We start from the raw sequence: 13,677 nt of genomic DNA on the forward strand, positions 1-13,677 counted from the left end.
TCTCCTACTTACTTTATGTAAAAGTGCTGTACTACATTTTCTATATTATTAACTGAACAATAATTACAATTTAAACAAAAAAAGCCTGCTTTCGCAGGCTTAGTTAAGATGAAAGATCAACCATTAAAAATTCGATCTGAATTGAACACCAAAGTATCTATCAGCATCACGTGGTACTTGATACCTGAAACCATCGCCACTGTAACTCGTGAAGAACTGCTCATCTGTCAGATTTTTACCTATTAATGTGAAACGGTACTTATCGTCGTTAAACGAGAAAGCAACACTTGCATTTAATAAGGCGTAATCTGGTAGTTGAACTTCTGGACCAAACTCACCTATATTACTAGGTAAAGTAGCAACCTGCTCATCAGTATAAACATATGATGCATTCCAAATAATGTTCATACCTTCAAGCTCAGTTACATATTCAGTTGCAAGAGAGTATTTTAAATCAGGTGAAAATGGAACATCTAAGCCAGAACGATCTGTACAGCTTTCACCAACAGGACAGAAAAACTCGTCAATTTCAGCGTCAACTTTAGCTAAACCACCAGAAATAGTTAAGTTATCTGATGCTTGCCAAACAAAGTCAGCCTCAATACCTTGAGTCGAAACATTACCGGCGTTTGTTAAACGTGTAAGTGTTACGCCACTTGAATTATCAAAGTTATTCGCCTGGAAACCTTCGATTTCAGTCTTAAAGATAGCAGCATTAAATACAAAATTACTTGATGCATACTTATAACCAATTTCATAAGCATCATTCGTTTCTTCTGCAATTGGAGCAGTATCTGATTCAGCCATGTTATAGAACACATTAAAACCAGGACCTTTATAACCTTGCGACCAAGTAGTATAAACCATACTCTCATCATTAATATCGTATTGAGCACCTAACTTGAATGAAGTATTAGTGTTATCTGTGCCACCAGCGAAATCTGTGTTTTCTGTGGCAGGTCTAACACCAACACCACGACGACCGTATTGATCATTACTTATTCTAGTGTGAGTAAAATCGATCTCGTCATTTGTATAACGCGCACCAAATAATAATCTAAAATCATCAGACACGTGATATTTACCATCCCCAAATAATGCCCAGTTCACAAATTCTGTTCGCATGTAAGCTGTAGCACTAACAATGTCATTAGCATTACAAGTAATACCTTCAGCCGAGATAAAATCCGAAACTTCAGTATCTGTTGGAGCATCAACACCTTGTGTTGTCATCAAGTAATTTGAAATTGCATCATTTAATTGACCACCATTATTCTGGCAACTTGCATCACGTGTAAAATTTCGCTCGGAATCCATTTTCCAAAAGAATGCACCTGCTTGCCAATCTACAGCCTCACCTAACGGTGATGCTATACGTACTTCTTGTGAAAATTGACGCCAAGTTTGTGGTCCAACATCATGAAGTTGAAATGGAGGGGTATTGTCGAAAGTAACTAAGTCTGTTGAGTCACCAGCAATAGAAGTAAAATCACCTTCACGATATTCAGTGTTTTCCCATTCTCTGTAGGCTGTAATTGAAGTTAACGTATAATCCCCTAACTCTTTATCAATTTGAACTGAAAATGCTGTGGTATTATCAATAGTACGAGATTCAAAATCATGGTCAACTAAACGTTGGTCTAGGTCAAAGTCAGCAACACCATCAACTATACCATTGCTATTAGGCGCTGCTTTTGAATCGGGATTACGTCCGCTTGGTAATCCTTCCACATCAGCACAACAATCATCATTTGATTCAGCACTCTCAAAGATAAATAAGGCTTTTGTATCAGACGAGACTTCTAGATCAAGCATCGCTCTAAAACCCTGTTTATCGTAACCGTTTACATTTTCGTTATTATATACGTTGTATAAGTTACCGTCGTAGCCTGATTTAGTAACAACAATGCTCGCGGCTGCACTGTCATTAATTTCGCCTTGAAGTTTACCTTTGATTTTATATTCGTTGCCTTGGAATAAGGTTGCTTCAACCATCCCCTCTGTTGCACCAGAAGGTCGTTTAGTTGTAATATTTACAACACCTGCTGAAGCATTTTTACCAAATAAAGTTCCTTGTGGTCCTCTCAGTACTTCGATACGTTCTAAATCATATAAATCAGTAAATGCCTGACCTGAACGCCCTAATACAACACCATCTACAACAGTTGAAACACTAGGTTCTGCGGCAACACTGAATGATATAGTACCAATACCACGAATTGTAATTGCAGAATTACGACTTGTTGTACCTTTCTTAAAACTTACTGATGGCACTAAATTTTGAAGGCCCTCGAAGCTGCTTGAAAAAGATGAGTCTATTTGATCACTACTTAAAACAGAAACGGCTACTGGAATTTCTGAAACACGTTCAACACGCTTTTGTGATGTAACGGTAATTGTTTCTAAACCTTCATTTTTTTTACTTTCTTCTGCTAATGTTGGCATAGCGATACTTGTGATAGCTAATGCTGAAACAATCGCTAATGAAAGCTTGTTTTTTTTGTTGTTCATATAGTTCCCCGATTTACTTGTTGTTATAGATTGTTATATTTATTTGGTTATTCATGCTCTTTTGAGCATTTGTATTATTATTTTCTAGTGATTGAATTTTGGTTAAATCATCAACACTGTAATTTTAGATTACACGCTTATAATAGATAAAACAACTAATATCTTATATAAGACTAAACACATAAAATATGTATATATATCAAGAGCTAGAAGTAAAATAACTAGCTAACTCTTATAAGATCCTATCATTTAGTTTACAGAAAGGTTATTTGTAAATGCATGTTTTCTGTTCCATCGTTGAATAACAATAGAGCAAAAAACAATATTAAGAAGTAGCACAGTTAAACTACAAGGTAAGTAATACACACTAAAACCATCAACCAAGCCTATAGGTGAAAATAGTAGATATAACTGAACAATTAGAGCCGCTAAAGTAATGGCGACCGGTTGTGCATATTTCCATGGCACAAGATTAACAGAACCTGTGGACTTGAAAATAATCTCCCCTTCACGTGGATAGAAATGACCTATTAACAACATCATACTAACTTCAATAACAAATAAAATTGCGTATATATGGATGAAGTTAATATCAACTTCTATTACAAACTTTAAAATTCCATAAGTTATTACATGAAATATGATCACTACCTTGGCTGCTATTGCAGGTACTTTAGCAGTGAAAAAACCGACTAAAACAATCGTAATCACAGGAATATTATAAAAGCCTGTAAATATACGGATTATTTGCCATAAGCCTTCAGGAGCAAACATCAATAAAGGTGCGACAATAAAAGAGAATAATGCGATAACTACACTCGCAATTTTGGCGACCTTAATCAGTTGTTTGTCAGAGACTTTATCTTTTTTAAATGGCATATAAACATCTAAACAGAAAAGTGTCGCTGCACTGTTTAATAAAGAATTGAATGAGCTAAAAACAGTGCCTAATAATACGGCTAAGAAAAAACCTGACATATAATTTGGCAATACATCTTTAACTAATTGTGGGTAAGCTAAATCGAATGATGGTAGTTCTTTCCCTTGATATAAGTGGAATGCAATAACTCCTGGTAACATCATTAAAAATGGTACTAACAATTTAAAGTAGCCTGATAGTAGAACACCTTTTTGTCCTTCAGCTAAATTTTTTGCGCCTAATGTTCTTTGTATAACATATTGATTAGTACACCAATAAAATAAGTTAGCGAAAATCATTCCGGTAAAGATTGTTCCAAAAGGAACAGGATCACTTTCACCACCTATGGCATTAAGCTTTTCGGTGTGGTCATTTAAAATAGTATCAACACCAGCACCTATATCTCCCCCTCCTAATAAAGATAAACCAAGCACTGGAACTAGAATACCAATAATAAGTAAACCAACACCATTTAAAGTGTCTGACACAGCAACAGCTTTTAAGCCACCGAATATTGCATATAACGCACCGACACTGCCCACCATTACAATAGTAAGAACTAAACTAAGTTCATAACTTAAATTAAGTAATTCAGGTACATCAAATAAGCGTAAAACAGCTACAGAACCGGCATATAACACTGAAGGGATTGTGATTAGCCCATAACCCACCATAAATAAGACTACGGTCATTCTTCTTACTGAATCATCAAAGCGTGATTTTAAAAATTCAGGTAAGGTAGTAAAAGCGCCGGCAAGGTATTTAGGTAGGAAAACTAACGCCATAACAATAGTAGCAAACCCAGCGGTTACTTCCCAAGCCATAGCACTTAAGTTGAACTTGTAAGCTGAGCCGTTAAGCCCTATAAGCTGCTCTGCGGATAAATTAGTAAGCAACATAGATCCAGCGATAAATACACCTGTTAGTCCCCTACCTGCTAGAAAATAACCGTCTTTTGAATCGGTTTCACCTTTTGTTTTTTGGTAAGAGATCCATGCAACTATCCCCATAAAAAACATACATGATGCCAGTGTCGAAAATATTTGTATCGATGACATTTTGAAAAATCCCCGTTTGTGAAGACACTAACTAAGCCCGTTAAAACTTTTTATGTTCAAATTTATTAGAGCTTATTGCTCTTTAATGTTTGTTTTAGTGAACAGTTATAACGTGTAGCTGTTAGTGTCTTTTATTATAATTTTTATAATTTTTATATTTTTTTTACTTTATACCGTCCAATACTCGGTAATAGTTGCAATTGAATCTACTTCATCCGTATGTTCAATTTCAGCACCCAAAGGAATTGTTTTACCTACTAATGCAAAAACAGCAATTTCTGAAAGCTTTAATGTGAGTTGATGAACTTTACCACCCGTAAAGCTTCGGTTTTGATTGTCGTTCATCATCTTCCAATCGCCTTCAGGTAAATAAAACTCTACTTGTCCACCCGGCTGTAAACAAGGAACAACGAGTAAATCATCACCAAACATATATTGATCTTCAAAATGCCATGCAGCTTTATCATCAGGAAAAGCTAAAACCATAGCTCTTTGAACTGGTAAACCTGAAGCTGTAGATTGTTGCGCTGTTTTCTGAATATAAGGTAATAATGTATATCGTAATTTTAATGCTTGGTTTGCACATACTTCAGCAGCTTCTCCATAAGCCCATGGTTCGCGTTGACCAATACCATGCAAACGCATGTGAGCTGAAAACACACTTGCCTGGATCCAACGTACAAAGAGTTCTGCATCACGTGTATCTTTATAGAAGCCACCAACATCAGTTGCATAAAATGGTGAACCTGAAAGTCCCCAAGATAATCCACCACGAATACTCGCAGCTAATCCACCCCAATCAGCTTGAGGGTCTCCGCCCCACTGACTTGGATAATTTTGAGAACCAATCCAGGCAGAACGACTAAATAAGAAAGGACCATTTTTGCTATAACGTTGTGCCGCTTCATATACACAGCGGTTATAAAGTAAAGTATAAATATTATGTAACGCTTGGCCTGACTCTCCATTATGAGCAAGCATGTTATCGTCTTCTATTTGCTCACCAAAATCGGCCTTGATCATATCGATACCTAGATCAAATAACGGCTTGTGGCTTTCACACCAAAACTCGTAAGCTTCAGGGTGAGTAAAATCTAAAATACCTGACTTAGGTAATGGCGTAAGTACCTCACCAAACGCACTCATATCCCAATCATACTGAAATGATTTTCCAGTTCGTTTGTCTTTAATCAACCAACCTTTCTTATCTAAAGTATCGAATAAGTCGTTTTCGACTGAAATCATTGGGTATTCCCAAATACACACTTTAAAATTCATCGCTTTTAAATCGTTGATGACTTTAGCTGGGTTATCGTATCTAGATTTATCCCATTCAAAGGCAAAGCGAGTATCGGTATCTTGCCATGCACGGCCATCAAGGGTGATCACATCGCATGGCATATTATGTTCACGCACAGCTTTTGCTGTACTCATTAGTTCAGGAACATCTTTGTAATATGCTTTAGATAAAATAACACCGAAGCTCCAATCAGGAGGCGTTGGCGCTTTACCGGTAATATGGGTGTACAGATCTAGCATGTCAGCACTAGAGTCTGCATGTAATAAGAAAATATCTGCGTAATTATCTTCTACAAGTAAACCGTATGAGCGTTGGGACCAAGGAGCGAATCCAACCCCATGAGTTACGGGAGCAGGTGTATGAACGAAAAGTCCCCAACCTGAAGGGCTCCATGCAAATGGCACATTTTTATATGATATTTCAGCATTTACACCTAATGCATCATGATTAAAAGAGCGAATTAGTTGCCCTCTTTTATCTAACTTACCCCACTTTTCACCTAAACCATAAACAGGCTCGCTAGAACCTAACTCAAATGACATAAACCATTTGTCTTCAATTTTAGTTAAAGGAGGTAATCGGTATTGACGCACAAAATGACCATCTTTTGGTGTAGATTGAATAACTTTATCAAGCTTAGTTAATACGAAATTAAACGGAGAGTGTTCTATGATTAATTTATAGTCACCTGCTGAAATAATAGATTTATCATCAAAGCTTTCTAACTCTGTTTCGATAACCAGGGGGGCATTTTTTATCATTTCATAATTGTATTGTCTTGCTTCGCCTAATTGAAAGCGCACACCAGCATTTGATAAAGAAATACGGATCATTCCCTCATTTGTATTGAATTCAACAACGTTATTACTGATGCTAGCTTTACCTATAATGATAAGCTGTTTCATATCATTCCATTGAGGACTGTTTACATTAAATTCAGACATCGCTAAACTCCAATTATTAATTTATTTCGAAAAAAGATATCTTATATAAGACATAAAAGATAGTAATTTTAGCGAGTAACTATCAATAATTATTTTATTAAGGGATAAATAGACAACAAGTATTTATAATATAATGCTTTAATAGTATTGTTCCATTGTATTTGTTTATATAATCGCCGTAAGTTATCTTGATAAACTCAGTCTAGGACTATTTGTAGTAACCAATGAAAAAAAATAAATTCGAAAGTAAACTTAGCTCAAATGGCCCTTCATACCAGCCTCTTTATAAACAAGTTGAAGAATATGTGACTCAACTGATCGTAGAGCAACGCTGGAAACCAGGAGAAATGCTACCTAATGAGTTTCAACTTGCTGATGAATTTAATGTAAGCCAAGGTACAGTGCGCAAAGCATTAAACATATTAACTGCAGACAAGATTTTAGAGAGAAAGCAAGGTGTTGGTACTTTTGTTTCAGAACGCACTAGCCAAAGTGCTTTGTATAAATTCTTCCCTATTGTAGCTGATGGTAATAAGCCTGAATTACCTAAATCAGAGACTTTATCTCGAAAAATTGAACTTGCTACTGGCGATATTGCCGAGAATTTACAACTCAAAGATGATGAAGAAGTTATTGTTTTATCTCGCAAAAGAAAGATTGATGGTGAACTTTGTATATTAGAAGACATTTATCTGCCTAAAAAATATTTTGAAGGCTTAATAGAAGAAGCGGATATCCCGCATACCTTATATCACTTCTATCAAACCAATTATCATCATACAGTTCATAATATTTCTGACCGTATTAAAGCAGTTCTGGCAAATGAAAGTGACGCAAAGCAATTGAATATTTCGGTTAACGAACCGCTACTAACTTTTACTCGTATAGCACACTCATTAGAAGGTAAACTTATTGAGTATAGAAAAACCCGTTGTTTGTCTGATAAATATCACTATTTAGCTGACATCATGTAATTTATATCTATACACCTCAATGTAAATTTCAATTTTATATTGAGGTGACATGTTATCGTCTCCTACCTTCTTTTATTGCTCAAACACCCTCCTCTTTTTAAATAAAGTCAATATTTAATCAAATAACTGTTTGACAAAAACACAGTCTTATATAAGATACATAACATTAGTTATTTTATAAGACAAAGGTGTACAGATGGAAAGCATAGATATTTATAAGGTTGGCTTAGGATTATGGAAACTTCCAGAATCAGATTGTGCAGATATTGTATATAACGCTATAAAAATTGGTTATAGACATTTAGACAGTGCGTGTGACTACGGTAATGAAGTTGAAGTAGGTAAAGGTATTGCACGTGCAATAGAAGAAGGTATTTGTACTCGTGCAGACTTAAAAATCACTTCAAAGCTTTGGAATACGTATCACGCTAAAGAACATGTAGAACTTGCGCTTCAAAAATCGTTAACGGATTTAGGTTTAACATATTTAGATACTTATTTAATACATTTCCCTATCGCTCAACCATTTGTGCCATTTGAAACACGCTACCCACCCGAATGGATTTTTGATACGGAATCAGACTCTCCAGAAATGGTTATAGCACCAGTGCCTTTACAAGAAACTTGGCAGGCTATGGAGTCGTTAAGTGAAAAAGGTTTAGTAAAAGAAATTGGTATTTGTAATTACAACTCTGGTTTATTAAACGACTTGATGGCTTACGCGAAAATAAAACCAGCGCAACTGCAAATAGAATCGCACCCTTATCTCACTCAAGAAAAATTAATTAAGTTAGCAAAAAGCTACAACATTAGTGTCACGGCTTTTTCTCCTTTAGGTGCGTTATCTTATCTTGAATTAGATATGGCCAAGCAAAGTGAATCTGTATTAGAGAAAGATGTTGTTATTAAAGCCGCAGAACGTTTAAACAAAACTCCTGCACAAATAGTTTTACGCTGGGGTGTGCAACGCGGTTGTTCAATTATTCCTAAAAGCAGTAACCTTAATCGCTTAAAAGAAAATATTAGTATTTTCGACTTTAGTTTATCTGAAGATGAAATGACGGCTATTTCGGCACTTAACATCAACAAACGTTTTAACGATCCAGGTGACTTCTGCGAAGCAGCTTTCAATAAATTTTATCCTATCTACGATTAAGGAAATCTTATGGCTTACATTAGTAATATGCTCGACGATTTGAGAAATTCCGCTGAAGAGTTCCCTGCTATTATCGTTAATGATGGTTCAATTAAAACTATTGAAGAAGCGACATCATGGATATCAAGCAACCTATTAACATTACAAACTGAATTAAATTGCACAGGAGCAATTCTTTTCAGAGGCTTCCCTGTAACAAATGCACAAACTTACGATGATTTCTTTTCTGCTTTTGGTTATCCAAACTTTACTTATAAAGAATCTTTATCGAACGCGGTACGCATTAATTATACTGAGTATGTGTTTACAGCTAATGAAGCTCCTAAAGACGTAGAGATATATCTTCATAATGAAATGGCTCAAACGCCTATTTATCCAGAAAGGATATCTCTTTTCTGTGAGGAAGCAGCTGACCATGGCGGCGCTACCGTTATATGTCGCTCTGACGAGATATATAAACAATTGGTTGAATTTGACCCAGAAACAACTAATAAATTAGAACAAGTTGGTATTAAATACACAACAATAATGCCAGGTGAAGATAGACCAGAATCAGGTCAAGGTAGAAGCTGGCGTAGTACTTTAAGTGTATCTGACGTAGCTAGAGCAGAAGAAAAGCTTAAAGAATTAGGATATACATGGCAATGGTTAGAAGACGGATCTTTAAAAGCTCAAACTGCTGCTTTACCTGCTATTAGAACCTTACAGGGTGATAGAAAAGTATTCTTTAACCAAATAATTGCAGCATATAAAGGTTGGCAAGGTGTTAACGAAGATCCATCAGTAGCCTTATGTTTTGGCGATAATACATTTTTTACTAAAAGCTATTTAGATAAAGTTGTTTCTATCTCTGAATCTGTTTCTTATAACATTGACTGGCAGAATGGTGATGTGGCTTTAGTAGATAACAATTTAGCTATGCATGGTAGACGTCCATATTCAGGCGAAACCAAACGTAAAGTTCTTGTAGTTTTAGGCCAAAAATAGAGTTATGGCTATCAATATTAAAGCGCTATTACCTGGTATAAGTGTAACAACTATTACTGGGTTAGCGGCTTTGTTTTTAAGTGAACATTATGGTGCTCCAGCCATGCTATTTGCCTTACTGCTAGGTATAGCTATGTCATTTCTTTACGAAGATTCACCTTGTACAAAAGGAATTGAGTTTGCTGCAACGTTTATATTAAGAGTTGGAGTAGCCTTACTTGGGTTGAGGATTGCACTCAACGATCTTGTATCTTTAGGCTGGGAAGCGATTATCATTTTAATTGTAGCTATAGCAAGCACCATTTGCTTAGGTATCATCTTGTCAAAGCAAATGAAGTTAAGTAAAAGCTTTGGCGCACTTACTGGTGGTTCTGTTGCTATTTGTGGAGCTTCAGCAGCAATGGCAATCACAGCAATACTGCCTGAACATAAAAACAAGGAAAGAGATACTTTAGTTACCATTATAGGTGTCACTTCTTTATCAACCATAGCTATGGTTGTATACCCTATCCTAGTTACCTATTTAGGATTAAATGATATCGATTCAGGTTTCTTCTTAGGTGGAACAATACACGATGTGGCTCAAGTCGTTGGAGCTGGTTATTCGATTAGCGAAGACACTGGTGATATGTCAACATTAGTAAAATTAGTGCGTGTAAGTTTATTAATGCCTGTAGTATTAGCCATGTTGTTTGTTATTAAACTCAATACAAGTGGCGATCATAAAGGAGCTAAAGCAGCTAAAGTACCGGGATTTCTAATTGCTTTTGTTATTCTTATGATAATCAATTCATGTTTTACGCTTCCAGAATTGATAGTGGAACCAGCAACAAGTTTTTCACGCTTTGCTTTAGTTATATCGATCACTGCGATAGGCATGAAATCAAATTTTGCTAAGCTTAAATCTGTAGGTTTTAAACCCATTGTATTAATGATGGTGGAGACTTTATGGATTGCGGCAGTAATTTTAGCAGCGATTTGTTTTATTTAAAGGCTGTGAGTTTTATTAATAAAAAAGAGAAGACATCTGGAGGATTGAGTAAGTAACATTAAGATTGTTACTTACTCAATTAGATTAAAGCTAAAGAGTATACTCGACTTCCTAATTAAAGAAGTGAAGCATTAATACTTTGTAAAACACTATGAGGGTCATCAGCTTTAGTAATTGGGCGCCCTATCACTAAATAATCAACACCAACATCAATCGCTTCTCTCGGTGTCATTATTCTCTTTTGATCATCCGCAGATGCACCAGCAGGTCTAATACCTGGTGTGACTAATTTAAACTCTTTACCTTGAGTTTGCTTTAATGCTTCAGCTTCCCATGCAGAACACACAACGCCATCTAAGCCACTATTATTTGCTAAAGTAGCTAATGCCATCACTTGTTCTGCTGGTGTTTTAGTAATACCTAAACCTAATAAATCATCTTGACCCATGCTAGTTAACACCGTAACACCAATCAATAATGGCGCATCTTGCTTGTACGAAGCTAATGCATCTTTAGCCGCCACCATCATTTTTGTACCACCACTGGCATGAACATTTACCATCCACACACCTAAATCAGCAGAAGCACTAACTGCCTTTGCTACCGTATTAGGTATATCATGAAATTTTAAGTCTAAAAAAACATCAAAACCTTTACCTGTTAATGATTTAACAAATTCAGGACCGAAATAAGTAAACATCTCTTTGCCTACTTTTAGACGACAATCACTTGGCTGTACTTTATCAACGAATGATAAAGCATCTGCTTTTTTATCGAAATCTAATGCAACAACAACTTTTGGATCTAACATGGAGTTCCCTATTCTTTAATTCTTTCTTCAAACTAACTATAAGGGCTAGTCAATTTACAATAATAAATTAGCTTAATAAAGACTAGGTTCGAAGCTAGTTTCTTCAAGATTGAGGAAATCGCACGGAGCTGACGCTAGTCAGTGAGTACGGTTGACAATAATATTGATGAAAATAGCAAAGAAACTATTCTTTATTCGCCTTCAAGCCCACGCACTGGTTTCAATTGTTCCCAGTCATGACAAGACGGACAAGACCAATAATGCGTGCTGCTATTGAAACCACAGGTTCTACAACTATATCTATGCTTAAGTTTCAAATATTCAGAAACCAACTCTTTGATCACATCTAAATGCTCAGTAGATTTTTCTAGTTCTGATTCCGTCATTTGCATTTCAACAAAATGATTGAAGCCACGAATTGTAGGTCTACGTTTCAAAGCAAGTAAAATAAACTCTTTTGCCTTGGTTAAACTATGATGTTTTTCAAGATAGCTAAGGTATGCAATCAATGCGGTAGAACTACCAGTCTCTTCATAAACTTTTCGGATAAATTTATAAAACTCTTCTTCTTCACCAAGTTCACTGTAACAGTGATGCATTTTAGTGATAACATCAGGGAAAAATTCTTTATCTTGTTTATAAATATCACGATAACACTGACAAGCTTCAGCATATTGTTGATGATTCTCGTATATTTGAGCCATCAACCAATTAGCACGACACGAATCAGGATCCAGTGTTAATGCTTGCTCTAACAGTTCGATAACTTCGATAAACTCATCTTTTTTCAATGCAACTGTTGCTAGCTCACAATAAAAGTTAGCCAGATTGTGTTTAAGCTTTTTATCTTTAGTTTTAATAATTGCTTTTTTTAAATTAATACCTCTATCCCAATCTTTAGTCGATTGAAAAATTTGCATTAAAAAGCTTAATGATTTCAAACCATAAACTTTAGATTTTAACAATTGATCAAACATGTTTTCAGCACGGTCGTATAGACCGGCACTTAAAAAGTCTTTACCTAACTCAAAAACAGCTTGTTGCTGAGCGCTGTTAGGTAAATGTTTTTGTCTTACTAAATGTTCATGTACTTTCAACGCACGGTCGAGTTCGCCGCGTCGTCTAAATAAATTTGCCATAGCAAAATGTGCTTCAACAGAGTCATCCTCTACTTTTAAAGCTTCAAGTAAATAGTCAATCGCTTTATCTTGTTGATTTGAAAAGAGGTAATTTAAGCCTGTAGAATATTTTATCGATAATTCTTCTTTTTCGGCGTGTACATTTTGTTTGAGGTTGTTGCCTCGCATGAACCAACCATAAGCTACAGCTACGGGTAATAATAGAAAAAGCCATTCCATATATAATGAATCCTACGAGCTATTTTTTGAATTTTTTTTAGGAGAAACTACATTGATTAATTTCCATAAGAAGCAAAATAATAAGCCAAGTATGAAACCAACAATAGTAAATAAACTAACAGCGGCAGCTACCGATATATCAATTCTTGCGATTAAGTAATTGAGTGTGAATGTTTGATCATTTTGACTGCCAAACACAAAGGCGATAGCTAAAAAAATGAGGAATAAAATAACAGTTAAATATAAACGCACAATAAACTCTTATATTTCTAGTCGATTTAATATAAAAAAAAGGCACGCTAAGTAGCATGCCATTTCATTTGAAAGCAAAGAGTTCAAAACTCTTACAACTTCTTAAGCAATTGAAAGATTAACTCTTTCACGTAACTCTTTACCAGGTTTGAAATGAGGTACATATTTACCCTCAAGTTCAACAGATTCACCTGTTTTAGGATTACGACCAACACGCGGTGCACGATAATGTAATGAAAAACTACCAAAACCTCTTATTTCAATACGATCACCCTTTGATAGAGTTTGCGCCATCATTTCAAGAATTTCTTTAATCGATTGTTCTACATCTTTAGCTGATAAATGACTTAATTTATCAGTTAATTTCTCAATCAGTTCTGATTTGGTCATATTAACCTCCAGTTATGATTTAGCTT

11 protein-coding genes are annotated in these 13,677 nt (G+C 35.5%); 4 read left to right on the forward strand and 7 right to left on the reverse strand.

What is annotated here, in order from left to right; translation table 11 throughout:
- Nucleotides 1-123: 123 nt before the first annotated feature.
- The 3 genes from Q5N69_RS08600 to Q5N69_RS08610 all read right to left on the reverse strand — a co-directional run bounded on the left by Q5N69_RS08600 (nt 124) and on the right by Q5N69_RS08610 (nt 6,732).
- Complete coding sequence (locus Q5N69_RS08600; RefSeq protein WP_304368468.1) at nt 124-2,511, reverse strand: TonB-dependent receptor; 2,388 nt, start codon at nt 2,509-2,511, stop codon at nt 124-126.
- 249 nt (nt 2,512-2,760) lie between these two features.
- Nucleotides 2,761-4,488: a solute:sodium symporter family transporter gene (locus Q5N69_RS08605; protein ID WP_304368469.1), complete on the reverse strand. Its 1,728-nt coding sequence runs from the start codon at nt 4,486-4,488 to the stop codon at nt 2,761-2,763.
- 168 nt (nt 4,489-4,656) lie between these two features.
- The gene (locus Q5N69_RS08610; protein WP_304368470.1) at nt 4,657-6,732 is read right to left on the reverse strand and encodes an alpha-xylosidase; all 2,076 of its coding nucleotides are present in this window, start codon (nt 6,730-6,732) and stop codon (nt 4,657-4,659) included.
- Between the two features lie 224 nt (nt 6,733-6,956).
- On the opposite strand from Q5N69_RS08610, the gene Q5N69_RS08615 reads away from it, so the two are divergent.
- The 4 genes from Q5N69_RS08615 to Q5N69_RS08630 all read left to right on the forward strand — a co-directional run bounded on the left by Q5N69_RS08615 (nt 6,957) and on the right by Q5N69_RS08630 (nt 10,840).
- Nucleotides 6,957-7,706 (forward strand): GntR family transcriptional regulator, encoded by a 750-nt coding sequence (locus tag Q5N69_RS08615; RefSeq protein WP_304368471.1) that lies wholly within the window; start codon nt 6,957-6,959, stop codon nt 7,704-7,706.
- 196 nt (nt 7,707-7,902) lie between these two features.
- Nucleotides 7,903-8,862, forward strand: a complete 960-nt coding sequence (locus Q5N69_RS08620; protein WP_304368472.1) for an aldo/keto reductase — start codon at nt 7,903-7,905, stop codon at nt 8,860-8,862.
- Between the two features lie 9 nt (nt 8,863-8,871).
- Nucleotides 8,872-9,849: a TauD/TfdA family dioxygenase gene (locus Q5N69_RS08625; protein WP_304368473.1), complete on the forward strand. Its 978-nt coding sequence runs from the start codon at nt 8,872-8,874 to the stop codon at nt 9,847-9,849.
- Between the two features lie 4 nt (nt 9,850-9,853).
- Nucleotides 9,854-10,840, forward strand: a complete 987-nt coding sequence (locus Q5N69_RS08630; protein ID WP_304368474.1) for a YeiH family protein — start codon at nt 9,854-9,856, stop codon at nt 10,838-10,840.
- Nucleotides 10,841-10,955: 115 nt separating this feature from the next.
- On the opposite strand, the gene pyrF is transcribed toward Q5N69_RS08630, so the two are convergent.
- From pyrF to ihfB, 4 genes are all read right to left on the reverse strand, one after another.
- Nucleotides 10,956-11,651, reverse strand: a complete 696-nt coding sequence (gene pyrF / locus Q5N69_RS08635) for an orotidine-5'-phosphate decarboxylase (protein ID WP_304368475.1) — start codon at nt 11,649-11,651, stop codon at nt 10,956-10,958.
- Nucleotides 11,652-11,842: 191 nt separating this feature from the next.
- Entirely contained in the window at nt 11,843-13,009 is a 1,167-nt protein-coding gene (lapB, locus tag Q5N69_RS08640; RefSeq protein ID WP_304368476.1) for a lipopolysaccharide assembly protein LapB, read from the reverse strand.
- A gap of 12 nt (nt 13,010-13,021) precedes the next feature.
- Nucleotides 13,022-13,261: a lipopolysaccharide assembly protein LapA domain-containing protein gene (locus Q5N69_RS08645; RefSeq protein ID WP_304368477.1), complete on the reverse strand. Its 240-nt coding sequence runs from the start codon at nt 13,259-13,261 to the stop codon at nt 13,022-13,024.
- A 102-nt stretch (nt 13,262-13,363) separates the two neighbouring features.
- Nucleotides 13,364-13,651 (reverse strand): integration host factor subunit beta, encoded by a 288-nt coding sequence (gene ihfB, locus Q5N69_RS08650; protein WP_304368479.1) that lies wholly within the window; start codon nt 13,649-13,651, stop codon nt 13,364-13,366.
- Nucleotides 13,652-13,677: the final 26 nt, after the last annotated feature.

Source organism: Pseudocolwellia sp. AS88 (genome assembly GCF_030551755.1).
GTDB lineage: Bacteria > Pseudomonadota > Gammaproteobacteria > Enterobacterales > Alteromonadaceae > Pseudocolwellia.

Coding starts and splice junctions, on each gene's coding strand:
- Q5N69_RS08600 (WP_304368468.1), bottom strand. CDS start 2,511: ATGAACAACAAAAAAAACAAGCTTTCATTAGCGATTGTTTCAGCATTA.
- Q5N69_RS08605 (WP_304368469.1), bottom strand. CDS start 4,488: ATGTCATCGATACAAATATTTTCGACACTGGCATCATGTATGTTTTTT.
- Q5N69_RS08610 (WP_304368470.1), bottom strand. CDS start 6,732: ATGTCTGAATTTAATGTAAACAGTCCTCAATGGAATGATATGAAACAG.
- Q5N69_RS08615 (WP_304368471.1), top strand. CDS start 6,957: ATGAAAAAAAATAAATTCGAAAGTAAACTTAGCTCAAATGGCCCTTCA.
- Q5N69_RS08620 (WP_304368472.1), top strand. CDS start 7,903: ATGGAAAGCATAGATATTTATAAGGTTGGCTTAGGATTATGGAAACTT.
- Q5N69_RS08625 (WP_304368473.1), top strand. CDS start 8,872: ATGGCTTACATTAGTAATATGCTCGACGATTTGAGAAATTCCGCTGAA.
- Q5N69_RS08630 (WP_304368474.1), top strand. CDS start 9,854: ATGGCTATCAATATTAAAGCGCTATTACCTGGTATAAGTGTAACAACT.
- pyrF (WP_304368475.1), bottom strand. CDS start 11,651: ATGTTAGATCCAAAAGTTGTTGTTGCATTAGATTTCGATAAAAAAGCA.
- lapB (WP_304368476.1), bottom strand. CDS start 13,009: ATGGAATGGCTTTTTCTATTATTACCCGTAGCTGTAGCTTATGGTTGG.
- ihfB (WP_304368479.1), bottom strand. CDS start 13,651: ATGACCAAATCAGAACTGATTGAGAAATTAACTGATAAATTAAGTCAT.